The organism is Sphingomonas sp. C3-2, assembly GCF_033025475.1.
Taxonomy (GTDB): Bacteria; Pseudomonadota; Alphaproteobacteria; order Sphingomonadales; family Sphingomonadaceae; genus Sphingobium_A.
In genome coordinates this window covers 3305009-3328683 of the sequence record NZ_CP130322.1, presented here as the reverse complement: position 1 = coordinate 3328683, position 23675 = coordinate 3305009, and the positions used below count along the sequence as shown (strand labels likewise).

General features: G+C 63.3%; 24 protein-coding genes and 1 riboswitch. Of the genes, 17 read left to right on the top strand and 7 right to left on the bottom strand.

From position 1 onward, the window contains the following. Positions 1-76: 76 nt before the first annotated feature. A riboswitch (glycine riboswitch) is annotated at positions 77-182 on the bottom strand. 68 nt (positions 183-250) lie between these two features. Further along, complete coding sequence (locus tag QYC26_RS15990) at positions 251-892, bottom strand: hypothetical protein (RefSeq protein ID WP_317513214.1); 642 nt, start codon at positions 890-892, stop codon at positions 251-253. Between the two features lie 124 nt (positions 893-1016). Between QYC26_RS15990 and ispH the strand changes: the two genes are divergently transcribed. Genes ispH through rnhA form a run of 3 tightly spaced genes read left to right on the top strand, consistent with a single transcriptional unit; the run spans position 1017 to position 3396 of the window. Beyond that, complete coding sequence (gene ispH / locus QYC26_RS15985) at positions 1017-1976, top strand: 4-hydroxy-3-methylbut-2-enyl diphosphate reductase (RefSeq protein ID WP_317513213.1); 960 nt, start codon at positions 1017-1019, stop codon at positions 1974-1976. A gap of 11 nt (positions 1977-1987) precedes the next feature. Continuing rightward, positions 1988-2950: a homoserine kinase gene (gene thrB, locus QYC26_RS15980; protein ID WP_317513212.1), complete on the top strand. Its 963-nt coding sequence runs from the start codon at positions 1988-1990 to the stop codon at positions 2948-2950. Further along, on the top strand, positions 2947-3396 hold the full coding sequence (rnhA, locus tag QYC26_RS15975; protein WP_317513211.1) for a ribonuclease HI: 450 nt from the start codon (positions 2947-2949) through the stop codon (positions 3394-3396). The genes thrB and rnhA overlap by 4 nt, the downstream gene beginning before the upstream one ends. A 36-nt stretch (positions 3397-3432) precedes the next feature. Here rnhA and QYC26_RS15970 read toward each other — a convergent pair whose 3' ends face one another. Further along, positions 3433-3609 carry a YegP family protein gene (locus QYC26_RS15970; RefSeq protein ID WP_317513210.1) on the bottom strand — a complete coding sequence of 59 codons (177 nt, stop codon included), beginning with the start codon at positions 3607-3609 and terminating at the stop codon, positions 3433-3435. A 174-nt stretch (positions 3610-3783) separates the two neighbouring features. On the opposite strand from QYC26_RS15970, the gene QYC26_RS15965 reads away from it, so the two are divergent. Further along, a complete protein-coding gene (locus QYC26_RS15965; RefSeq protein WP_317513209.1) occupies positions 3784-4545 on the top strand; it encodes an SDR family NAD(P)-dependent oxidoreductase in 762 nt (253 codons plus the stop codon). A gap of 18 nt (positions 4546-4563) precedes the next feature. Here the strand turns inward: QYC26_RS15965 and QYC26_RS15960 are convergent, their stop codons facing one another. Continuing rightward, positions 4564-5655 carry an FAD-binding oxidoreductase gene (locus tag QYC26_RS15960; protein ID WP_317513208.1) on the bottom strand — a complete coding sequence of 364 codons (1092 nt, stop codon included), beginning with the start codon at positions 5653-5655 and terminating at the stop codon, positions 4564-4566. Continuing rightward, positions 5652-6596: an alpha/beta hydrolase gene (locus tag QYC26_RS15955; protein ID WP_317513207.1), complete on the bottom strand. Its 945-nt coding sequence runs from the start codon at positions 6594-6596 to the stop codon at positions 5652-5654. The genes QYC26_RS15960 and QYC26_RS15955 overlap by 4 nt, the downstream gene beginning before the upstream one ends. 73 nt (positions 6597-6669) lie before the next feature. Here QYC26_RS15955 and QYC26_RS15950 point away from each other — a divergent pair, with 73 nt between their 5' ends. The 7 genes from QYC26_RS15950 (at position 6670) to QYC26_RS15920 (ending at position 13614) form a co-directional block, all read left to right on the top strand. Beyond that, a complete protein-coding gene (locus QYC26_RS15950; RefSeq protein ID WP_411197655.1) occupies positions 6670-7119 on the top strand; it encodes a prepilin peptidase in 450 nt (149 codons plus the stop codon). A 52-nt stretch (positions 7120-7171) separates the two neighbouring features. Continuing rightward, the gene (gene cpaB / locus QYC26_RS15945) at positions 7172-8164 is read left to right on the top strand and encodes a Flp pilus assembly protein CpaB (RefSeq protein ID WP_317513205.1); all 993 of its coding nucleotides are present in this window, start codon (positions 7172-7174) and stop codon (positions 8162-8164) included. A gap of 1 nt (position 8165) precedes the next feature. Next, entirely contained in the window at positions 8166-9635 is a 1470-nt protein-coding gene (locus QYC26_RS15940; protein WP_317513204.1) for a type II and III secretion system protein family protein, read from the top strand. A 14-nt stretch (positions 9636-9649) separates the two neighbouring features. After that, positions 9650-10291 carry a CpaD family pilus assembly protein gene (locus QYC26_RS15935; protein WP_317513203.1) on the top strand — a complete coding sequence of 214 codons (642 nt, stop codon included), beginning with the start codon at positions 9650-9652 and terminating at the stop codon, positions 10289-10291. Between the two features lies 1 nt (position 10292). Next, complete coding sequence (locus QYC26_RS15930) at positions 10293-11570, top strand: pilus assembly protein CpaE (RefSeq protein WP_317513202.1); 1278 nt, start codon at positions 10293-10295, stop codon at positions 11568-11570. A gap of 62 nt (positions 11571-11632) precedes the next feature. After that, complete coding sequence (locus QYC26_RS15925) at positions 11633-12601, top strand: type II secretion system F family protein (RefSeq protein ID WP_411197610.1); 969 nt, start codon at positions 11633-11635, stop codon at positions 12599-12601. Between the two features lie 17 nt (positions 12602-12618). Beyond that, positions 12619-13614: a type II secretion system F family protein gene (locus QYC26_RS15920; RefSeq protein ID WP_317513200.1), complete on the top strand. Its 996-nt coding sequence runs from the start codon at positions 12619-12621 to the stop codon at positions 13612-13614. Positions 13615-13710: 96 nt separating this feature from the next. Here the strand turns inward: QYC26_RS15920 and ppdK are convergent, their stop codons facing one another. The 3 genes from ppdK to QYC26_RS15905 form a co-directional block, all read right to left on the bottom strand. Continuing rightward, on the bottom strand, positions 13711-16374 hold the full coding sequence (gene ppdK, locus QYC26_RS15915; protein ID WP_317513199.1) for a pyruvate, phosphate dikinase: 2664 nt from the start codon (positions 16372-16374) through the stop codon (positions 13711-13713). 95 nt (positions 16375-16469) lie between these two features. Then, complete coding sequence (glyS, locus tag QYC26_RS15910; RefSeq protein ID WP_317513198.1) at positions 16470-18581, bottom strand: glycine--tRNA ligase subunit beta; 2112 nt, start codon at positions 18579-18581, stop codon at positions 16470-16472. Beyond that, complete coding sequence (locus QYC26_RS15905) at positions 18581-19435, bottom strand: glycine--tRNA ligase subunit alpha (RefSeq protein ID WP_317515089.1); 855 nt, start codon at positions 19433-19435, stop codon at positions 18581-18583. The genes glyS and QYC26_RS15905 overlap by 1 nt, the downstream gene beginning before the upstream one ends. A 279-nt stretch (positions 19436-19714) precedes the next feature. On the opposite strand from QYC26_RS15905, the gene QYC26_RS15900 reads away from it, so the two are divergent. From QYC26_RS15900 to pth, 6 genes are all read left to right on the top strand, one after another. Then, positions 19715-19927, top strand: a complete 213-nt coding sequence (locus tag QYC26_RS15900) for a helix-turn-helix transcriptional regulator (RefSeq protein WP_317513197.1) — start codon at positions 19715-19717, stop codon at positions 19925-19927. Beyond that, a complete protein-coding gene (locus QYC26_RS15895) occupies positions 19920-20339 on the top strand; it encodes a hypothetical protein (RefSeq protein ID WP_317513196.1) in 420 nt (139 codons plus the stop codon). Before QYC26_RS15900 ends, QYC26_RS15895 begins: the two co-directional genes overlap by 8 nt. A 48-nt stretch (positions 20340-20387) precedes the next feature. Then, positions 20388-21299, top strand: coding sequence for a TraB/GumN family protein (locus QYC26_RS15890; protein WP_317513195.1), 912 nt, complete (start codon positions 20388-20390; stop codon positions 21297-21299). A 68-nt stretch (positions 21300-21367) separates the two neighbouring features. Then, the gene (locus QYC26_RS15885) at positions 21368-22252 is read left to right on the top strand and encodes a TraB/GumN family protein (protein ID WP_317513194.1); all 885 of its coding nucleotides are present in this window, start codon (positions 21368-21370) and stop codon (positions 22250-22252) included. A 110-nt stretch (positions 22253-22362) separates the two neighbouring features. After that, a complete protein-coding gene (locus tag QYC26_RS15880; RefSeq protein WP_317513193.1) occupies positions 22363-22980 on the top strand; it encodes a 50S ribosomal protein L25/general stress protein Ctc in 618 nt (205 codons plus the stop codon). Positions 22981-23037: 57 nt separating this feature from the next. Further along, positions 23038-23610 carry an aminoacyl-tRNA hydrolase gene (pth, locus tag QYC26_RS15875; protein WP_317513192.1) on the top strand — a complete coding sequence of 191 codons (573 nt, stop codon included), beginning with the start codon at positions 23038-23040 and terminating at the stop codon, positions 23608-23610. Positions 23611-23675 lie beyond the last annotated feature (65 nt).

Here is a 23675-nt window from a genome sequence, read left to right as displayed (position 1 = left end):
CGTTCGCCTCCATATGGGAGACGGACTTACCCCTTCGGTGGCGACGGGCTGATCCGTCGCGCTTTCCAGAGTGTCACAGGGCCGCGCGGTCCTTTTACCTGAGAGATTCCGGGGCGGTTGCTCCTTCGGCGGAACCCGGATGGGCTTGAAGCCCACCGGATACGCTCTCCCGCGCGATCCCCGGCGGTTGCCCGCCGATGACCTTTTCAGCCTTGGTCGTACAAGCGATTCGAGTCAATCGCGCTCGTGATCACCGCGTCGCGTTGTAGCGCAATTGGGCGTCGGTAAGCTGGAAACCGATCAGCAGTTCGAAACTGGCACGCGAGACCGCGTCGCGCACTTCGGGCAGCGCCATCGGATCGATCGCGGCGTCTTCTTCCCCCGGCTTGCGCTTGCGGGTGATGCGTTCGCGAATATCGTCGGGCAGCGTGGCGGCGGCGCGGTTGACCTGCGCGGAGGCGCCGCCGCGGCCGGTGGCACGGGTCTGACCATCCTCGAAACGGATGGCGACATGGCTCACCCGCTTGGACACGACGACGCGACCGGCGCGCAGCACGGTGGAATAATAGGGCAGCACCACTTCGCGCGCGCCGCGCGGATCGGTGCGCGTTGCGAGCACGTCGAACGTGGCGTTGGTGAGGATTTCAGGGCCGGTATCGTCGCAGGTCGACTGGACGTTGGTGATCGTTGCCACCACGTCGATCGCGCTGGCGTCGCGGCTGTTTTCGGGACTGAACAGCGTGATATCGCCGGTCTGCGCGGGCACGCCGACCGCGGTGCAGGCCGACCGCGTGGCGGTGATGCCGCCGATCACGAGCTGGTTGTCCTTGCCTCCACAGGCCGAAAGCGCAACGAGCGCGGTGCAGACGAGAAGCGGCTTGATACGTGGCACAGACAGGATCCCCGAATATTCTGAGACGGCACGATTGCCAGCAAGCGAGGCGATGGGCAATAGCGCGATAGGCTTTAGGAAGCGCTTTCGTGCGACCGAGCAATAGCGTAGAGGGGCGCGTGACATGACCGAGACCATTGCTCCCCTCCCCCCGCTCGACCTGCTGATCGCCGCGCCGCGCGGCTTTTGCGCAGGCGTTGACCGCGCGATCCGCATTGTCGAGCTGGCCATCGAGAAGTTCGGCGCACCCGTCTATGTGCGCCACGAAATCGTCCACAACAAATATGTGGTCGACACGCTGAAGGCCAAGGGCGCGATCTTTGTCGAGGAACTGCATGAAGTGCCCGACGACGTACCCGTCGTCTTTTCGGCGCACGGCGTGCCCAAGGCGGTGCCCGCCAAGGCGCAGGAGCGTGGACTGAGCTATCTCGACGCGACCTGCCCGCTGGTGTCGCGCGTCCACCGCCAGGCCGAACGCCATGTCGCGGCCGGCCGACATATCCTGTTCATCGGCCATAAGGGCCACCCCGAGGTGATCGGCACCTTCGGCCAGGTGCCCGAGGGATCGATGTCGCTCATAGAGACGGTCGCGGATGCGCTGGCCTATCAGCCCGCCGACCCCGACAATCTCGCCTTCCTGACGCAGACCACATTGTCGGTGGACGACACCGCGCAGATGGTAGCCGTGCTGCAGCAGCGCTTTCCCACCATCCAGTCGCCGCGCGGCGAGGATATCTGCTACGCCACGTCGAACCGGCAAGCCTCGGTAAAGGCGATCGCCGAGCAATGCGGGCTGGTGCTGGTGATCGGATCGCCCAAATCGTCGAACTCGCTGCGGCTGGTGGAAGTGGCCGAACGCTCGGGCGTTCCCGCGCGGATGATCCAGCGCGCGAGCGAGATCGATTTCGAATGGCTGGACGGCGTGACCACGCTGGGCATCACGGCGGGCGCCTCTGCGCCCGAACTGCTGGTGCGCGAGGTTGTCGACCGGCTGGCCGAACGCTTCACCGTCAACGAACGCCAGGTTGAAACGGCGGTCGAGGATATTTCCTTCAAGCTTCCCCGCGGCCTCGAACCCGCCTGAGATATACGAACATGGCAGTTTACACGCAGGTTTCGGCCGAGGAGATGGCCGCGCTTCTGGATCGCTATAATGGCGGCCAGCTGGTTTCCGCCAAGGGCATTGCCGAAGGGGTGGAGAACAGCAACTATCTGGTCGAGACCGACCTTAGCCGCTTCATCCTGACGCTCTATGAAAAGCGCGTCGATGCGGGCGACCTGCCCTTTTTCCTGAAGCTGCTCGACCATCTGGCCGACAAGGGCAACCCCGTCCCCCGCGCGCTGAAGGACAGCGACGGCGTCCAGATCCAGACGGTGGCGGGGCGCCCCGCCTGCCTGATCGAATTCCTTCAGGGCGTCTCGGTGAGCCACCCGACCGCCGGGCAAGCGCACGCCGCCGGCGCCGCGCTGGGCCGGATGCATGCAGGGCTTGCCGATTTTGAGGAAACCCGCCCGAACACGCTGGGGCTTGCCGGATGGCGCGCACTGGCGACGCGCTGCGGCGACGATCTGGATGCGATCCAGCCGGGGCTGAAGCAGCGCGTGGAAGACGAGCTGGCGTTCCTCGAAGCGCATTGGCCCCATCACCTGCCCAAGGCCGTGGTCCATGCCGATCTGTTTCCCGACAATGTCCTGATGCTGGGCGAAACGGTGACTGGGGTGATCGACTTCTATTTCGCCTGCACCGAAATCCGCGCATGGGACGTGGCGGTGACGCACAGCGCCTGGTGTTTCGAAAGCGATGGCACCGGCTATCACGCCGACAATGCCCGCGAACTGATCGCCGGTTATGACGAGAGCTTCGGGCTTTCGGCCGAGGAACGCGCGGCCTTTGCGGTGCTGGCGCGCGGATCGTGCCTGCGCTTCCTGCTGACCCGCGCCTGGGACTGGCTGAACACCCCGGCGGATGCGATGGTGACGCGCAAGGATCCGATCGCCTTTCTGCGCCGGCTCGATTTCTACCGCGACGCCGATCTCAAGAACCTGCTGGGCGCATGAGCGAAATGTCGCATGTCGAAATCTTTACCGACGGCGCGTGCAAGGGCAATCCCGGCCCCGGCGGCTGGGGCGCGGTGCTGCGCATGGGCGCGCATGAAAAGGAAATGTCGGGCGGCGAGCCGCACACGACCAACAACCGCATGGAAATGCTGGGCGCCATCCGCGCGTTGCAGGCGCTGAAGCGCCCATGCCGCGTGACGCTGTACACCGACAGCGTTTATGTGAAGGACGGCATCACGAAATGGGTGTTCAACTGGCAGAAGAACGGCTGGATGACGGCCGCGAAAAAGCCGGTGAAGAATGCCGAGCTGTGGCAGGAACTGCTCGAAGCGATCCGCCCGCACCAGATTGAATGGCAATGGGTGAAGGGCCATGCCGGCCACCCCGAAAACGAACGCGCCGACCAGCTTGCCTCAGCCGCGGCGGAAGCGCAGCGCCGGCCCTGACGATCAGGAAACGGCGCCGCACGAATCAGAGATTTATCAGCTATTGTCTTCCTGAACGGCGTTCGGCCCGTTCTTCAGGATGGAATCGATCGCATTCTGGGCCGAGGCCTTGCTCGTATAGCCTTCGGTCCACCAGATAAGTTCGCTGTTATATTTGAACTTGGCGACATATTCGCCGGCCTTGTTCTTTTCGATCACAAACTTGTGCGCCATTCTTCTCTCCCTGGAGATGAGAAGCGCAGGCTAGCACGAAGCATCGGGTTGAAAAGACAAATACGTTCAAGCGGACCGATGTTCGCTCGGAACTGAAACAACCTCCATAAAAGGCTGTTCCCGTGCGATTTTTCGTGTGATTGAGCCAATCCGAAAACAATAATGGAGAGGAATATGGCAGCAATGCTGGACGGCAAGACCGCGCTGATCACCGGGGCGGCGAGCGGGATCGGGGCGGCGGCGGCGCATCTGTTTGCGGAGGAAGGCGCGCGGCTGTTTCTGACCGACTGGAATGCCGATGCCGGCGAGGCGCTGGCCGCGGAGTTGCGGGCGCAGGGCCATGAGGTTTATTTCCGGGCGGCGGATGTGAGCAGCGAGCCCGAGGTGGAGGCTTTGCTGGGCGATGTGCAAGCGCGTTTCGGCCATCTGGACTGCGCCTTCAACAATGCCGGGGTCAACAGCGTCGGCATGCCGATCGATGAATTCGATCTGGCCGAATGGACCCGGGTGATTACGGTCAACCTGACCGGCGTGTTCCTGTGCATGAAGCACGAACTGCGTCTGATGAAGGAACGCGGCGCGGGATCGATCGTCAACACATCCTCGGGCGGCGGGCTGATCCCGGTGCCCAACCTGTCGGCTTATTGCGCCGCCAAGCACGGCGTGCTCGGCCTGACCAAGACCGCGGCGCGCGAATATGTGGCGCATGGCATCCGCGTGAACGCAGTCCTCCCAGGTTCCACCGACACCCCGATGATCCGCGAGGGGATGGATGCGAACGAGGATGTGAGCAAGATGATCATGGCGAGCATCCCTTCGGGCCGGATGGCGGCGCCGAGGGAAATTGCCGAAGCGGTGGTGTGGCTCTGTTCGGACCGGGCCAGCTATGTGAGCGGAGACTCGCTGCTCGTCGATATGGCGACCGTGGCGCGCTGAGACGCCGTTGATCGCCCCTTATCGGCGCTCGAACCGGGCGGGCGCATAGATGCGCGGGTCGATGGCGGCGACGCTTTCATGCGCCGCCTCGCCCAGCAGCAGCGATGCGGCGAGCCGCGCGCCAGCAGGGCAGGTCTGGATACCAAAGCCCCCCTGCCCCGCGCACCAGAAGAATGCCGGATCGGTCGGATCGAAGCCGTAGACCGGAAGCCTATCCGGCGCGAAGCTGCGCAGCCCCGCCCATTTATGCTCGAGCGCGTCGACGCGCCAATCGACGACCTGTTCGAGCCGGTCGATCGCGACCGCGACATCGATTTCCTCGGGCGCGGCATCGCAGGGCGGCGACGGGATCTCGTCATGCGGGCTGAGCCAGATCTTCCCCCCCGCTTCGGGCTTGAAATAGAATTTGCCGCCAATGTCGGCGACGTGCGGCATGCCTTCGGGCACGGGCGGATCGACGCGCAGTTGCGCCATGGTGCGGCGATAGGCCGAAATGCCGATGGGCGGGATGCCCGCGCAGGCCGCCACCTGATCGGCCCAGGCGCCAGCCGCGTTGACCAGCACGCCGGCGCGGATGGCCCCGGAGGCGGTTTCAAGCAGCCAGCCATCCCCGTCGCGCGTAGCCGACACCAGCCCAGACCGAACGAGGATATCGACACCAGCGTGCCGCGCGCGTGCCAGACAGGCACCGTGGAGCGCGGCGACATCGATATAGGCGCAGGTCGGTTCGCTGATGCCGTACACCCAGTCACCCCGCAGACCAGGTATCGCGGTGGCGGGATCGGTTTCGTGGAGTTCGATCCCCGTCCCCTCAAATTCCTGCAGAAGGGCGTCGATCGCGGCGCGATCTTCGCGTCGGCCGATATGGAGCGAACCGAGCGGGGCGAGATAGCCCCCCGCCCATAGTGCCGGACCCGACGCGGTGGTGAGCGGCGCGATCCCCGGGCCGCCATAGGTCTCGCTCCAGAACGCCGCCGAACGGCCCGTGGCGTGAACGCCCGGCCGGTCCTCCGCCTCCAATATCGCGACGCTTGCCCTGCCGCCGATTTCTGCTGCCAGGCTGGCCCCGGCAATGCCGGCGCCGACAATCACGATATCGTAACGCTTCACGGGCGCGGCGCCCTTTCCTTCAGGAACATGTCAATCTCGGCAAAGACGCGGTGGCGGACCGGATCGGCCTCCCGCAACAATTCGTGCGCGGCCTCGGCGCCGAAGCGGACCAGCAGGGCATCGGGCATGCGCGCGGCGGCCTCATGGATCGCGCGCGGGCGCACCAGCCGGTCATGATCCGCACAGAGCAACAAGCTGGGCACCTCCACGCCTTCCAGCCGCCCCGGAGCGAAACTGCCCAGAGTCGAGCGATAGGCTGCGCGCAGCCATTGCCAGCTTGGCGGCCCGAGCACCAGTTCGGGATGCGTTTCACCCCACCATATTTCATCGGCATAGCGTTCAAGCGAATGGGTCAACAGTTTCTGACGGGAAATGCCGAGCGAGGGCCGCTCATTGCTGCGCCAGGCGGGGCGCTCGGGGCTGCATATCCGTGCCATGATGCTGGCAACGAACGCCGCGACGCGCGGCGGCAAAGGATCGGCGTTGAGGCCAAGCATCGGCGCGACGAGCACAGCAGCAACCGGATCAATCCGATGTTCGACCAACGCGCGCAGCGCCAGATGCCCCCCCATCGAATGCGCGACAACGACATGCGGCCCCGGTGTCCGTAACGTCAATTCGGACCAGATAGCCGCGAGGTCATTGATCATGATTAACAAATCGTTAATATGCCCAACAAGCGGATTACGGGTGAGTCGCCCCGAGCCGCCCTGCCCGCGCCAGTCGAACGAAGCGATATGCCAGCCTTGCGAGTGCCAATGACAGATCGGCTCGATATATTTCTCGAGAAAATCCCCGCGCCCGCCAAGGACCAGCATGGTGCCGCGCGGATCGCCCCCGGGTGCCCAATCCAGCGTGCGCAGCGACCAGCCATTGACGGTGCACGCGCCGATCACGGCGCCCGCCGGAATGGATCGACGATCGAAATTATGTTCGGCCATGACCGGGAGGGTTACGGTTTCGTAATGCCTCGCGTCTAGCCCTGCCCGCATGAACGGGGGAATTTTGCCATTTGTGCTGATCGCTGCGCTGGCCGCGATGATGATCTATGCCGCGTGGACGGATATCCGCCGACGCGAGATCGACAATGGGCTGAATGGCACGATTGCGCTGATGGCGCCCCTTTTCTGGTGGAGCGCGGGACTGCCCGTCTGGCCCGACATGGCGCTGCAGATCCTGACCGGCCTGATCGTCCTCGCGCTGTTCGCCATCCTCTTTGCGATGGGCGCAATGGGCGGCGGCGATGTGAAGATGATCGCGGCACTTTCGCTTTGGTTGCCCCTCGGGCTGCTGATGCCGATGCTGTTCGTGATGGCGATTGCCGGCGGCGTGCTCACCGCCGCGATGCTGATCCATCACAGGATCACGAAATCGCAGGCGGAACTGGAAATTCCCTACGGCGTCGCGATTGCCGCCGGGGGATTGTGGGTTTCGCCCGAACTATATTTTAACCAATTTACCTGATTAATTTACGCAAGGGGCCAATGGGGGGCCCTCTTCGGAGGCGGTTGTCATCATGGATGTCAAGAAAATCGCATTGCTGGTGGGAGCGCTGTTCATTGCCGCCCTTACCGCAATCATGGCCAAGAATATGTTCAGCGGCGCGGCATCGCCGCAGGCCAACGCATCAATGCCCGAGCCCGGCGGCCCGGAAGTGCTCGTCGCGACTCGGCCATTGCCGGTCGGCACGATCATCGACCCTGGCAGCTTCCGCTTCCAGCCCTGGCCCAAGGACCTGGTCCAGAGCGCCTATTTCCTGAAGAACGAGGCCGACCCGGCAGCGCTTGCCGGCACGGTCGTTCGCTATGCGATGACCGCGGGCCAGCCGATCACCCAGGGCGCGCTCGTAAAGCCGGGCGACCGCGGCTTCCTGGCAGCGGCGCTTGGCCCGGGCATGCGCGCGGTGACGGTTTCGGTTTCGGCCGCAAGCGGCGTGGCCGGTTTCGTCTTCCCCGGCGACCGGATCGATCTGGTGCTGACGCAATCGGTGTCGGGCGATGGCCCCACGCTCAATGCGTCGGAGACGATCGTGCGCAACCTGCGCGTGCTCGCCACCGACCAGCGCACAACCAACACCAATGAAGAAGGCAAGGCCGACGTTCGCACCTTCTCGACGGTCACGCTTGAAGCGACACCCCGTATCGCTGAAAAGATTGCGGTTGCGCAGACCATCGGCCAGCTTTCCCTGTCGCTGCGTTCGATCGCCGACAATACCGCCGATCTGGAGCGCGCCATTGCTGCCGGTGAAGTGACCGTGCCCGATGGGCAGGACGCCAAGGCGGATCGCCAGATGCTGATCGCCGTGGCCTCGCGCCCGATCGATAGCGACACCACTTTCGTCACCGGCGGCGACGTGTCGCGCTTCCAGCGCCGCACCGTGCCCAGCCAGGCACCTGCACAAAGCAATGCTGCCCCGGCAGATGCGCCGGCCGCCGTCTATCATTCCGGTCCGGTCGTCCGCGTCGCGCGCGGCAACAATGTGACCGTCGTTCCTGTGGGGGGAAAATAAGATGGATTTCATATCCAAGCTGAAACGGGCCGGTGCTGGCTCCGCGCTTGCGCTGGCGCTGCTCGCCGGGCCGAGCGCGGGCGGCCTTGCCACCGCAGCGGCGCAGGCAAGCGCTTCGCAACCGGGCACCACGGTGAACCTGTCGACCGGCAAGGGCACGCTGGTAAACCTGTCATCGCCGATGAGCGACCTGTTCGTCGCGAACGACGCGATCGCCGATGTCCAGGTGCGCTCTCCCACCCAGCTTTACATTTTTGCCAAGGCGCCGGGTGAAACCACGATCTACGCCTCGGGGCGCAACGGCCGTACCGTTTATGCCGCCAATGTCCGCGTGGGCACCAATATCGGCAGCGTCGACCAGATGCTGAAGCTGGCGATGCCCGATGCCAAGATCACCGCAACGCCGATGAACGGCATGGTGCTGCTGACCGGCACCGTCGCCTCCCCCGATGACGTGGCCGAGGCCGAACGCCTCGCGCAGGCCTTTGTCGGCGAAGCGACCCAGATCGTGACCCGGCTCCAGACCGCGACGCCGCTGCAGGTCAATCTGCAGGTGCGCATCGCCGAGGTGAGCCGCGATTTTGTCAAATCGGTCGGGGTAAACCTGCTGGCGAGCAGCGGCGGCTTCTTCTTTTCACAGGGCCGCGCCGACGCGATCACGACCGAACTCAATCCGCTGACGCCGGCCATTCCCAACGATGTTCGTCATATCATCAAGGGTACGGGTTCAGGCGCGACCACGGGCTTTATCGATAAGTTCCTTGGGCTTGATATGCAGGCAGCGTTCGACCTCGCCGAAAGCGACGGATTGATCACGACGCTTGCGAACCCGAACCTGACCGCTTTGTCGGGCGAAACGGCGAGCTTCCTTGCGGGCGGCGAAATTCCGGTTCCGGCGTCGCAGGGGCTGGGCTCGGTTTCGATCGAATATAAGCAATATGGTGTCAGCCTAGCGTTCACGCCCACCGTTTTGGCCGATGGCCGAATTTCGATGCGGGTACGTCCCGAAGTGTCGCAATTGTCCGATGCCGGTTCGATCAAGATGGACAGTTTCACCATTCCGGGGCTGTTGACCCGACGGGCCGAGACGACCGTGGAGCTCGGCTCCGGGCAAAGCTTCATGATCGGCGGCCTGCTCAGCAATTTGCACAATAACTCCGTCGACAAGACGCCGATGCTGGGCGATTTGCCGGTGCTGGGTTCCCTGTTCCGCTCCAAGCGGTTCCGGCGCACCGAATCCGAGCTGGTGATCATCGTCACCCCCTATCTGGTGAAACCAGTCTCCGCGAACCGGATCGCACTGCCGACCGATGGCTATCGCGCACCGAACGACGGCGAGAACTTCCTGCTCGGGCAAACTTTCGAAGGCACCACGGGCGAAACGCGGCCGACTCCGCGCGCCGGTGCCCCCCGAACTGTAAAGCCCGACGCCGACGCCCAAAGCGCACAGCCCGGCTTCAATCTGGATTGATAGGGAAAATGACCATGAAAAGCCCTTTCTTCAGGACATTCCGCATTGCGAGCGGCCTCGCCATCGCGCTTGCCCTTCCCGCTTGCGGCACCGGAACGTACAATGCCGGGATGGAGCCGACACACCAGCCAGTGGTGGCGCGGACCGACTATGCCATCGACCTGCGCACAGGCGGGAATGGTTTGGATTATGGCGAGGCAAAGCGTCTGGCCGGATGGTTCCAGTCCCTTGAAATCGGCTATGGCGACCGGGTTTCCGTCGATGCGCCGGATTATGACAGCGCCGCGCGCGATGCCGTGGCGGCGCAGGCGAACCAATATGGAATATTGCTTGCCGACGGCGCGCCCGTGACGGCCGGCAGCATTCCCGCCGGGCATGTTCGAGTGGTGGTGAGCCGCGTGACGGCTTCGGTTCCCGGCTGCCCTGACTGGAGCCGGCCATCCCAGCCCGAATATGGCAATGCCAACATGTCCAACTATGGCTGCGCCACCAACAGCAATCTCGCCGCGATGATCGCAAACCCCGAAGATCTGATCCGGGGTCAGAGCAGCAGCACGAGCGATCCGAGCACCGCCGCCAAGGCAATTCGTACCTTCCGTACCAAGCCGCCCACCGGGGCGGGTGCGCTCAAGTCCGAAACCACGAAAGGCAATTGAGATGAACGCTCCCTGGTCTAGCCGTGGTCCGTTGCAGCGCGACCCCTTCACCGCCTATGTCTGCGACGATGCGTCCGCCGACACGATCCGACAGGTTGCCACTGAAATGGGCTGGCCGCCGGAAAAGGTGAACAAGGGCGGACTGCGCAACGCCGTGCAATCGCTCTCGGTGTCCGCGAGCCCCAGCATCCTGCTGGTCGACATTTCGGAAAGCAGCGATCCGCTGAATGATATCAATGGACTGGCCGAAGTATGCGAACCCGGTACCGTGGTGATCGCCGCCGGCCAGATCAACGATGTCCGCCTGTTTCGCGATCTGGTGGCCAGCGGCATTCAGGATTACCTGCTCAAGCCGCTGAACGTCGAGCAATTGCGCGACGCCTTCACACAGGCACAGGCGATCTTCAGCGCACCGCGCGCCAATGATGCCGGCTCGGAACAGCCGCATGTAACGACGGCGGTCATCGGTGTGCGTGGCGGTGCTGGTGCATCGACCGTTGCAAACTCGCTGGCCTGGCTGTTTGCCGAAAAGGCAGGGCGTTCGACCGCGCTGCTCGATCTCGACGTCCATTTCGGAACCGGCGCGCTTGCGCTGGACCTTGAGCCCGGCCGCGGCCTGACCGATGCGATCGAAAACCCCGCGCGCATCGACGGGCTTTTCCTTGAACGCGCGATGGTTCGGGCGACGGAAAAGCTCGCTATCCTCTCTGCCGAGGCGCCGCTTCACCAACCGCTCATGACCGACGGAAGCGCATTTTATCAGCTTCAGGAAGAGATGCGTTCGTCGTTCGAAAGCACAGTGATCGACATTCCGCGGCACATGCTGGTCCAGCATGCCCATCTTGTTCACGACGCGCATTCGATCGTGCTCGTGACCGAGATGACGCTGGCATCCGCGCGCGATACGATCCGCGTGCTTTCGCATCTCAAATCCTCCAGCCCGCAAGCCCGTGTGACGATCGTGGCCAACCGGGTCCATACGACTGGGCCGCAGGAAGTGAGCCGCAAGGATTTCGAAAGCTCGATCGAGCGACGTGTCGACTTTGTCGTTCCTTTCGACAGCAAGTCGGCGGTTCAGGCCGCCCAGATGGGCAAGGCTTTGGTCGAAGCCGCGCGGACGACAAAGGCGGGATCCGCCCTCAGCGCGCTTTCTGAGCACGTTCTTACCCAGGTCGATGGGACAGACCCCGTTGCATCGGGAAAGAGCAAGTCGCTGCTCGGCAAGCTGGGTGATTTCAAGGCACTGATGCCCAAGAAATCGGTGAAACTGCCGGCATGATGCCTTTGCCGCGTACGCAGAAATGCACGCGCGGCAAAGGCTTTTGACGAGGAATGAGCGCGATGTTGCCCATTTTCGGACTATTGGCAGGAAGCCTTGTCGCGATCGCGATGCTGTTCTTCGCCTTTTCCGGCCCATCCGTCGGCAAGGCCAAGACGCGGCGCCTGGCGGCGCTCAAGGATCGCCACGCAGCATCAACCTCGGCTTCGATCGAGGCCCAGATGCGGCGCGCCATCTCGACCCGGCGCAGCAAGGGAGACGGACTGGCTTCGCAGATCATTCCCAACCCAGAACAATTGCGCAAGCGCATTGGCGCCACCGGCAAGAACTGGACGCTTGGACAATATCTGGCAGTTTCCGGCGGGATTGCGCTCGTCACTTTCGTACTGGTGCTGCTGAAGGGCTTGCCGTTCCTTTTGGCACTTTTCATCGGCCTGCTGCTCGGTCTCGCCATTCCGCACGTCGCGGTTGGCCATCTGATGAAGAAGCGCGTCAACGATTTTACCGTGCGCTTTCCAGACGCGATCGAATTGCTGGTTCGCGGCCTGCGCGCAGGGCTTCCGATTTCGGAAACGCTGAACGTGGTGGCCAGCGAAATTCCCGGCCCGGTGGGGCAGGAATTCAGCATTGTAAGCGACAAGATCAAGATCGGGCGGACGATGGATGCCGCGCTTCAGGAAACCGCCGATCGCTTGGGCACGCCCGAATTCCAGTTTTTCTGCATCACATTGGCGATCCAGCGCGAGACCGGCGGCAACCTGGCCGAGACGCTCTCCAACCTTGCCGAGGTGCTGCGCAAGCGCGCGCAGATGAAGCTGAAGATCAAGGCGATGTCGTCTGAATCCAAGGCATCCGCCTATATCGTCGGATCGCTGCCCTTCATCGTCTTTGCGCTGATCTATACGATCAGCCCCGATTATATGGGCGGTTTTTTCGTCGATACGCGGTTGATGATCGCGGGGATTGGCGGGCTCATCTGGATGTCCATCGGCGCCTTCATGATGGCGAAGATGGTCAGTTTCGAAATTTGACGGTGGGATAGAGCGAGATGGAAGAACCGACCACCATCATGGGCATCGACGCGATCTGGCTGGCGACCGTGCTGGCCGCAATCGCCACCTTTTCGATGCTTGTCGCCATCTATTCGGCGGCGACCGTGCGTGACCCGATGGGCAAACGCGTAAAAGCGCTCAACGAACGCCGCGAACAGTTGAAAGCCGGCATCGTCGCCTCCACGTCGAAGCGCCGAGCCAAGATCGTTCACCAGAACGACACCACCGACCGCATCCGCAATTTCCTGAAATCGCTGAAGGTTCTTCAGGACGATCAGGTGAAGGTTGCGCAGGTGAAGCTGGCGCAGGCGGGTATCCGGTCCAAAGACCTGGCCGTTGTCGTCATCTTCAGCCGGATGGTGCTGCCCATCGTGATCGGCGGCACCATGATCGTCGGCGTGTATTTTCTGGACTGGTTCCCCGACTGGACGCCGATCAAGAAATACGGGCTCGTCGCCGCCTCGCTGATCGGCAGCTACAAGGCGCCCGACATCTTCCTGAAGAACAAGATTCAGAAGCGGTCCGACGCGATCCGCAAGGGCTTGCCCGATGCGCTCGACCTGCTGGTGATCTGTGCGGAGGCCGGCCTGACCGTCGATGCGGCCTTTCACCGCGTCGCCCGTGAACTGGGCCGCGCCTATCCCGAACTGGGCGAGGAATTCGCGCTAACCGGGATCGAGCTGAGCTTTTTGAACGAACGCCGCCAGGCATTCGAAAATCTGGCATCGCGCGTCGATCTGGATGCCGTGCGCGGCGTTGTCACGACCATGATCCAGACCGAAAAATACGGCACCCCCCTCGCCTCCGCGCTGCGCGTGCTTTCGGCCGAGTTCCGCAACGAACGCATGATGCGCGCCGAGGAAAAGGCGGCCCGTCTGCCCGCAATCATGACCGTGCCCCTGATCGTGTTTATCTTGCCGGTGCTTTTCGTCGTCATTCTCGGCCCGGCGGCCTGTTCGATCAGCGATACCTTCGTCAACGGCAAGGCCTGACACCCGGCTCACCAAGGCAATAAAAAGGGGCGACCGGATGATCCGGCCGCCCCTTTTTTTTAATTGGCTGTGTCGGGGCGCGGACGCCCCGATCCATCAGCGTGCCTTGAGCGCCGCCTGCGCCGCCGCGAGGCGGGCGATGGGAACGCGGTAGGGCGAGGCCGAGACATAATCGAGGCCGGTCTGCTCGCAGAAGGCGATCGACGCCGGATCGCCGCCATGTTCGCCGCAGATGCCGAGCTTGATGTCCGGACGGGTCGCGCGGCCGCGTTCGGCCGCGAGTTCGATCAGTTGGCCGACGCCTTCGACGTCGATGCTGACGAACGGATCGCGCGGGAAGATGCCCTTGTCGACATAGGTCGTCAGGAAGCGGCCCGCATCGTCGCGGCTGACGCCCAGCGTCGTCTGCGTGAGATCGTTGGTGCCGAAGCTGAAGAAGGCGCCAACCTCGGCGATCTCGCCAGCCTTGAGCGCAGCGCGCGGCAGTTCGATCATCGTGCCGACAAGATAGTCGATCGTACGCCCCTTTTCGGCGAACACCGCCTTCGCCGTGGTGTCGATCACGTCCTTCATCAGCTCAAGCTCACGCTTGGTGGCGACGAGCGGAACCATGACTTCGGGAATGGGTGCCGCGCCCGACTTTTCGGCGATATCGCAGGCCGCCTCGAAGATCGCGCGCGCCTGCATCTCGTAGATTTCAGGATAGGTGACGCCGAGACGGCAGCCACGGTGACCGAGCATCGGGTTGAATTCATGCAGTTCGTTCGCACGGCGCTTGAGTTCGTCGACGCTGACGCCCGCCGCCTGCGCGACTTCGGCAAATTCGCTTTCCTGATGCGGGAGGAATTCGTGGAGCGGCGGATCGAGCAGACGAATGGTCACCGGAAGGCCGGCCATCACCTCGAAGATCTCGGCGAAATCCTTGCGCTGTTCGGGCAGCAGCTTGTCGAGTGCCGCACGGCGGCCCTTTTCGCTGTCGGCGAGGATCATCTGGCGGACGGCGGTGATGCGCGCCGCGTCGAAGAACATATGCTCGGTACGGCACAGGCCAATGCCTTCCGCGCCGAATTCGCGCGCGGTGCGGCAATCGGCGGGGGTTTCGGCGTTGGTGCGCACCTTGAGGCGGCGCACCTTGTCGGCCCAGACCATGAGCGTACCGAAATCGCCGGCGAGTTCGGGCTGGACGGTGGCGACCGAACCGAACATCACTTCGCCGCTTGCGCCGTCGATCGTGATGATGTCGCCTTCCTTCACCTCACGCGAACCGATGCGCATGGTTTTCGCCTTGGAATCGATCGCGAGCGAACCCGCGCCCGAGACGCAGGGACGGCCCATGCCGCGCGCGACCACGGCGGCGTGGCTGGTCATGCCGCCACGCGCGGTGAGAATGCCCTTGGCCGCGTGCATGCCGTGGATGTCTTCGGGGCTGGTTTCGACGCGGACGAGGATGACCGCTTCGCCCATTTCGGCGAGACGCTCGGCGGTGTCGGCATCGAACACGACCTGACCCGAAGCCGCACCCGGCGAGGCCGGCAGGCCCTTGGTGAGCACATCGCGCGGCGCCTTGGGATCGAGCGTCGGGTGGAGAAGCTGATCGAGCGCGGCGGCATCGACGCGGGCGACGGCTTCCGCCTCGGTGATCAGGCCTTCATTGGCCATGTCCACCGCGATCTTGAGCGCGGCCTTGGCGGTGCGCTTGCCCGAACGCGTCTGGAGCATCCAGAGCTTGCCCCGCTCGACGGTGAACTCGATGTCCTGCATGTCGCGGTAATGGGTTTCGAGCAGATCGAAGACCCGTGCGAGCTCGACATAGGTTTCAGGCATCGCCTCTTCCATCGAGGCGGGCTTGGCGCCGGCGCGCTCACGCGCCTGCCTGGTGAGATATTGCGGGGTGCGGATGCCGGCGACGACGTCTTCACCCTGCGCATTGATGAGGAATTCGCCGTAATAGGCGCGTTCGCCGGTTGCCGGATCGCGCGTGAACGCAACGCCGGTGGCCGAGGTATCGCCCATATTGCCGAAGACCATGGCCTGGACGTTGACGGCCGTGCCCCAACCGCCGGGAATATCGTTGAGACGGCGATAGACCTTGGCGCGTTCCGACTGCCACGAGCCGAACACCGCGCCGACCGCGCCCCAGAGCTGATCGTTCACATCCTGCGGGAACGGCTTGCCCCACTGTTCCTCGACCAGCTTCTTATAGGTGGAGACCAGCGCCTGAAGATCCTCGGCAGACAGTTCGGTGTCGAGCGTAAAGCCTTTATCTTCCTTGGCGATTTCAAGGGCTTCTTCGAACGAGCCGTGATCGAGTTCGAGCACGACGTCCGAATACATCTGAATGAAGCGACGATAGCTGTCCCAGGCGAAACGCGCATCGCCCGAAGCCGCAACGAGACCCGTCACGGTTTCGTCGTTGAGACCGAGGTTGAGGACAGTATCCATCATGCCCGGCATCGAGACGCGCGCGCCCGAACGGACCGAGACGAGCAGCGGATCGGCGACGTCGCCGAACTTCTTGCCGGTCACGCCCTCAATATGCGCGATGCCGTTGGCAACTTCTTCCCGCAGGGATTCGGGGAAGACCTCGCCATCGTCATAATAGCGGGTGCACATTTCGGTCGTGATCGTGAAGCCCGGCGGCACCGGCAGGCCGATCGAGGCCATGCCGTCGAGATTGGCCCCCTTGCCACCAAGGAGGTTCTTGTCCCCCTGGCCGCCGTCGGACACGCCGCCGCCGAAGCGATACACATATTTCGTCATCAATCGTCCGTCCCTGCCTGGCCGCCATTGTCTCCACACGTTGGCGACTAAGTTGACATGCTAAAGTTTACCCTGCCCCGCGTCTTGGCGCGCGGTTAGCCTTCGATCTTCGAGAAATCCGCGACCCGGTGAACCGCATCCCGCACGCGCGCCAGCGCCGTCAGACGGGCTGCACGCTTTTCGGGATCAGCGTCATTCACCGTCACCTTGTCGAAAAAGGCGTCGATCGGCGCACGCAGCGAGGCGAGCGCGGCCATCGCGCCCTCGAAATCCTCCGCCGCGACGGCCGCCGCGCCCTTGGGCTCGGCCGCGTCGAGCGCGGCGAGAAGTGCTGCTTCCTCGGCCTGCGGTTCGTAATTGACCGATGCGGCCTCGAACTTTTCCTTTTTCAGGATGTTCGCGGCGCGCTTGTAGCCGGCGATCAGGTTGACGCCGTCATCGGTGGTGACGAACGCTTGAAGCGCCTTCACCCGGGCGAGCAGGCGCACGAGATCGTCTTCACCGCCGAGCGCGAACACCGCGTCGATGAGATCGTGACGGACGCCCGCTTCGCGCTGCTGGACTTTCAGGCGGTCCGCGAAAAATGGAGGCAGTGTTTCGAAAGTCGCCCGCATTGCTTGATTGTGCGCTTCGAAAGCTTCGTCCGTCATGTCGGGCGAACAACGTAACGTCGTCATTCCATGGAGCCCACGGGTTATCGCTTCCCACAAGCTCATCCGTAACTTGTTGCGCGTAACCAACTCCAAAACGCCAAGTGCGGCACGCCGCAGTGCGAAAGGATCTTTCGAGCCCGTGGGCGGCATATCCGCGAAGAAAAATGCAACAAGCGTATCCAGTTTATCCGCCAGCGACACCGCCACCGTCACCGGCGCAATTGGCACATCATCGCCTTGCCCGACCGGCTTATAGTGATCGCGGATCGCGTCGGCGACCGCATCGGGTAAGCCCTGCGCGCGGGCGTAGTAGCCGCCCATGACGCCCTGAAGCTCAGGAAACTCGCCGACCATCCCGGTGACGAGATCGGCTTTGGCGAGGCGTGCGGCCTGTTCGGCTTGATCGGGGTTCGCGCCCTCTATGATGCCCCCTTCAACCAGCCAACGCGCGAGCTTGGCGATCCGATCGACCTTGTCGGCGACCGTTCCAAGCTTTTCGTGGAAGACGATCTGTTCGAGCTTCTTTGCCTGTTCCTCGAGAGGAACCTTCAGATCCTGTTCCCAGAAGAACTTGGCGTCGGAGAGGCGCGCGGCGAGCACCTTGGCATTGCCGTCGGCGATCAGCTTGCCGCCATCGGCTGCCGCGATGTTCGCCGTGCAGACGAAATTGGGCGCGAGCTTGCCGTCGGCATCGTTGAGCACGAAATATTTCTGGTTGGTGCGCATGGTGAGCTGGATCACCTCGCGCGGGACCTGAAGAAATTCCGGGTCGAAGCCCCCAAGCAGCGGCACCGGCCATTCGGTGAGGCCGGCATTTTCGGCGACCAGCCCATGATCCTCGACCAACGTCAGCCCCGCGGCGCTGGCCGCAGCGGCCGCGCCGTCGGCGATGATGCGGCGGCGTTCGGCGGCGTCGACGATGACATGGCAGGCGCGCAGCTTGGCGGCATAATCATCGGCATTGCCGATGGTGATGCGGCCCGGATGATGGAAACGGTGGCCGACCGTGTCGGAGCCCGAGACGACGCCGTCGACCTCGAGCGGAACGACATCGTTGCCGAGCAGCGCGATGATACCCTGAAGCGGGCGCACCCAGCGCAGACTTTCGGTGGACGAAGACGCCGCGCCCCAGCGCATCGATTTCGGCCAGGGAAAGGCGCGGATGACAGCCGGGATCGCCTCTGCAATCACCTCGGCGGTCGGGCGGCCCGGCTTTTCGATCACCGCGAACAGGACGACATTGCCCTTGTTGTCCGCGCGCTCGACAAGCTGTTCGCGCGTCAATCCGGTGGACTTCAGGAAACCCTGCAGCGCCTGTTCGGGCGCATCGGCACGGGGACCTTTGCGTTCCTCGCTCACCGCCTCGGTTTCAAGCGGGAGGCCGCGTGCGATCAGCGCCATGCGGCGCGGGGTGACGAAGCTTTCGATGGATGCGGGCTTGAGACCGGCCTTGCCGATCTCTTCCGCGAAAAGACGGGCAAGATCAGCCGACGCCTTTTCCTGCATGCGCGCCGGGATTTCCTCCGACAGCAGCTCGAGAAGAAAATCCGCCATTACGCCGCCCATCCGTTCTTTTCCATCCACGCAGCGCACGCGCCCTTTGCGAGATCGCGGACGCGGCCGATATATGCCTGACGCTCCGCGACCGAGATCACGCCGCGCGCCTGAAGCAGGTTGAAATAATGGCTTGCCTTGATCGCCTGCTCATAAGCGGGGATCGGCAGCTTGTTTTCGAGGCAGAGTTCGCATTCGGCCGAGGCCTTGCGGAAGGCATCGAACAGGCGATCGGTATCGGCGATCTCGAAGTTCCAGGTGCTCATCTGCACCTCGTTCTCGTGATAGATATCGCCGTAGGTGACGCCGTGATCGTTGAACGCGAGGTCGTAGACATTGTCGACGCCCTGGATGTACATGGCGAGACGTTCGAGACCATAGGTCAGCTCGCCGGTCACGGGCTTGCAGTCGAAACCACCCATCTGCTGGAAATAGGTGAACTGGGTGACTTCCATCCCGTCACACCAGACTTCCCAGCCAAGGCCCCAGGCGCCCAGTGTCGGGCTTTCCCAATCGTCCTCGACGAAGCGGATATCGTGCTTGGTGAAATCGATGCCGATGGCCTCGAGCGACCCCAGATAGAGTTCCTGGAGGTTCGGCGGGCTCGGCTTCAGAACCACCTGATACTGGTAATAATGCTGCAGGCGATTGGGGTTTTCACCATAGCGGCCATCGGTCGGGCGGCGGCTGGGCTGGACGAAGGCAGCGTTCCACGGATCGGGACCAAGCGCGCGCAGCGTCGTTGCCGGGTGGAAGGTGCCCGCACCCATTTCCATGTCATAGGGCTGGAGGATCACGCACCCCTTGTCGCTCCAATAATCATGGAGCGTGAGGATCAGCCGCTGGAAACTCATTCCCGGGCGTTTTGCCGCGTTCGAATCGGTCAATTTAGAGCCTTCGCAGATGCAAAAAGTTACCCGGCCGCCCTTTGGCGGATGCGCCCCGTGCGGTCAAGGATCGCGAGGAATGTCAGCCCCTAGCGACGATTTGTAAAGCATGCTTGACATGGACATGAGTCGATGACATTTAGTCAAGCATACTTGACACAAAGTCGCGCGATAGTGACATACACCGGAGAGGAGCGCGCGATGTTGCTTCGGATGCCGCGACCTCGAAGGATCCAAGGAGAGCGCATGAAGAACCGGCTCAAGGTGTTGCGAGCCGAGAGGGACTGGAGCCAGGCTGAGCTGGCCGGCAGGCTCGACGTTTCGCGACAGGCGGTGAACGCCATCGAGACGGGCAAATATGACCCGTCGCTCCCCCTCGCCTTCAAGATCGGTCGGCTTTTCAGCATGCCGATCGAGGAGATTTTCGATGACGAACATGATGAGGCTTCCAATGGCTGACACCCCCATTCTTTCGGGCGAGGACCGCGCACGGCTCCGCACGCGCCGGTATCTGCGCGGGATTGCCGGCGTGGGCTTGCTGGGCGCGGCGTTCGGATTTTTTGCCGCACGGCTCGGCCAAGGCGCCGATGCGCTGGCCTTTGCACCGATGACAGCGATCGCGCTATCGGCGATGGTGATCGCGGCATTCGCCCTGATGCTTTTCTGGTCGCGCCGGATCATGGACGAGCATGAATGGACGCAGAATGTGAACGCGGCGGCGATCGGCGGTACGTTGGCACTGGCCGCCTATGTGCCATGGCTGCTGCTCGGCAAGGCGGGGCTGCTGTCCGCCCCCGGCGCCGAAGGCATGTTCATCATCTCCGCGCTTGGCGGCGCGCTTTCCTATTTCGCGATGAAGCTGCGGCGCTAACCGGCGCCGCCCCTCTCCCCTTCTCCCCTTCTCAAAGGACGACTTTCCATGAAAAAACTGATCAGCGCCCTGCTTGGCGCCACCCTGTTCTGTGCCCCGGCCATTGCCGCCGAACCGGCCACGACCGCCGCGCCCGCCGCACAACCGACGGTCGACATCGATCCCGCGCTCTGGGTGGTGAAGGATGAGGACACGACAATCTATCTGTTCGGCACCATCCATATGCTGAAGCCCGGCCTCGGATGGTTCGATGATGGCGTGAAAAAAGCGTTCGATGCATCGGATGAACTGGTGATCGAGATGATCGAACCCGACTCGCAGACGATGATGGGCGTGATCCAGAAACTGGCGATGAACCCGGGCGCCGCCCCGTTGAGCCAGCAGCTGGGCGCGCAGGACCGGGCCGCCTATACCAAGGCGCTGGAAGCCCTGGGCATCCCTTATCAGGCGTTCGAACAGGCGCGTCCCTGGTTTGCGGCAATGACGCTGTCCGCGCTGCCGATCGCAAAGCTCGGCTATGATCCAGCCAATGGGCCCGAACGCATTCTGCAGGACGCGGCGGAGCGCGCGGGCAAGAAGATTGGCCAGCTGGAGACGGCCGAAGAGCAGCTGGGCTTTTTCGCCAAGCTGACCGATGCCGAGCAGATCGACTATCTGAACGTGACCGTCCGCATGCAGGACGAGATCGCGCCTGCCATCGAAAACCTGATCGCGCTGTGGTCTGCCGCCGATGTCGAGGGCGTGGGCAATGCGATGAAGGAGGGCATGGGCAACACGCCAGCGCTGGACCGCGTCTTGCTGGGCGAGCGCAACACCAACTGGGCCGGCTGGATCAAGACCCGGCTGGAGCAGCCCGGCACGGTGTTCCTTGCGGTGGGCGCCGGGCACCTTGCGGGTGAAGCGAGCGTGCAGACCAAGCTGAAGGCGCTGAGCATCGACACGCAGCGCGTTCAATATTGATGCGAAAGCCGACGACGGGCAACACGCCGTTGTTGCCCGTTCAGGAAGGAGCGGGAATAAGGGGCGCCATGTTGCGCCCCTTGACGATCATTCTCTCCGCATTCGGCCTGATCACCGGCTGCTCCTCCCCCACCGAAGCGGTTGCGCCCGCAAAGCCCGGGCTTTGGAAAGTGTCGGACCATGACACGACCATCTATCTGTTCGGGACGATCCATATGCTGCCGCCCGATTATGCGTGGCGGACGAAGAATTTCGACAAGGCAGCAGCGCAGGCGAACGAGCTGATGCTCGAAGTCGTGATGGACAAGGACCCGGCCAAGACCGCCGAGATCATGACGCGGCTGGGCCGATCCCCCGGCCTGCCCCCGCTGCTCGACCGCGTACCGCAGGAAAAGCGCGCCGAGCTGAAGACCATCATCGAGAGCGCGAAGATCCCGATGGACTTTCTCGACGGCATGGAAACCTGGGCCGCGGCGACGACGCTGGCCGCCACCACATTGGCGCAGGCGAACATCCGTGCGAGCGACGGCGTCGAACGCCAGCTGACCGGCAGCTTCGAAAAGGCCGGCAAGACCGTGGCGGGGCTGGAGACGACCGAGCAGCAGCTGGGCTATTTCGACACGCTGCCCGAAACGGTGCAGCGCCAGTTCCTGCTGAGCGTCATCGACAGCAGCAAGGATGCCGAGGGCGAGTTTCACAAGATGATGAGCGCCTGGGCGAGCGGCGACACGTCGAAGATCGCGATGACCTTTGACGACGAACTGCAGATGACCCCCGAGCTGACCGACGTGCTGCTGCGCAAGCGCAACCAGAACTGGACGCGCTGGGTGAAGGCGCGGATGGACACGCCGGGAACCGTGCTGATGGCGGTTGGCGCGGGCCATCTGGCCGGCAAGGAATCGGTGCAGGAAATGCTGAAGGCCGAAGGGCTGAAGGTGAAGCGCATCCAGTGAGCCGCCGCGCTTGCGTTTCGAGGGCCTGCCGCCTATAGGGCCCGCTTCCCGTTATGGTCATCCCTGGAGGCGTGACGGGTTGAACAAGCAAGCAATTTGGAGACATGCACATGAGCGATCTGCTTCAGCTGTCGGCCGAGGCGCGCGATCGGGCTGGCAAGGGAGCCTCCCGTGCTCACCGCCGCGAAGGCCGCGTACCTGCCGTCATTTACGGTAACAACGAAGAACCGACCTCGATCCACCTCGAGGAAAAGGCGCTGACTAAGCTCCTGAACACCGGTCACTTCATGAACTCGGTCATCATGGTCGAAGTCGGCGGCAAGGCCGTTCGCACGCTTCCCAAGGACGTCCAGTTCCACCCCGTCACCGATCGTCCGATGCACGTGGACTTCCTGCGCATCAGCGAGCACGCCAAGGTGAACGTTCAGGTTCCCGTCGCATTCACCGACGAAGACGACGCACCGGGCATCAAGCGCGGCGGCGTTCTGAACATCGTTCGCCACGAGCTTGAACTGGCTTGCGACGCAGCGAACATCCCCGACGAAATCGTGATCTCGCTTGCTGGCCTCGATGTCGGCGCGGCGATCCACATCAACGACGTGAAGCTGCCCAAGGGCACCGAATCGGTCATCACCGACCGCGACTTCACGATCGCAACCATCGTTGCTCCTTCGGCGCTCAAGTCGAGCGAAGGCGAAGACGCCGCTGCAGAAGCAGCCGGCGAGTAACGCAGGCAAAGGGCCGGCGGCCGCGCACCGCGCGCCGCCGGCTTTGCTATATCCCCCATGCAAATCTGGGCAGGCCTCGGCAATCCTGGCGCACAGTACGCCATGCACCGGCATAATGTCGGCTTCATGGCCGTGGACGCGATCGCCGAAGTGCACAATTTTTCGCCGGTCAAGAAGGCCTTTCAGGGCTGGGCGCAGGAAGGCCGCATCGGCGGCGACAAGATCCTGCTGCTGAAACCGGCCACCTTCATGAACGAAAGCGGCCGCGCGATCGGCGAGGCCATGCGCTTCTACAAATTGTCGGAAAGCGACGTCACCGTCTTTCACGACGAGCTCGACCTCGCGCCGTTCAAGGTGAAGGTGAAGATCGGCGGCGGCACCGCCGGCCATAACGGCCTGCGTTCGACCGAAGCGCATATCGGCAATGCCTTTCGCCGCGTCCGCCTTGGCATCGGCCATCCCGGCCACCGCGACCGCGTGACCGGTTATGTGCTCGGTAACTACGCCAAGGCCGAGATCGAGCCGCTGACCGACATGCTGGGCGCGGTTGCCGCCGAGGCTGACTGGCTGGCGCGCGGCGACGATGTGCGCTTCATGAACGATATAGCCTTGCGGCTGAAGGACGACTAAAGCCTCCGGGCATCCGCAACCGGACGTATCCGGCGGCGTCATTTCACACAGCACACTCCGCTTCC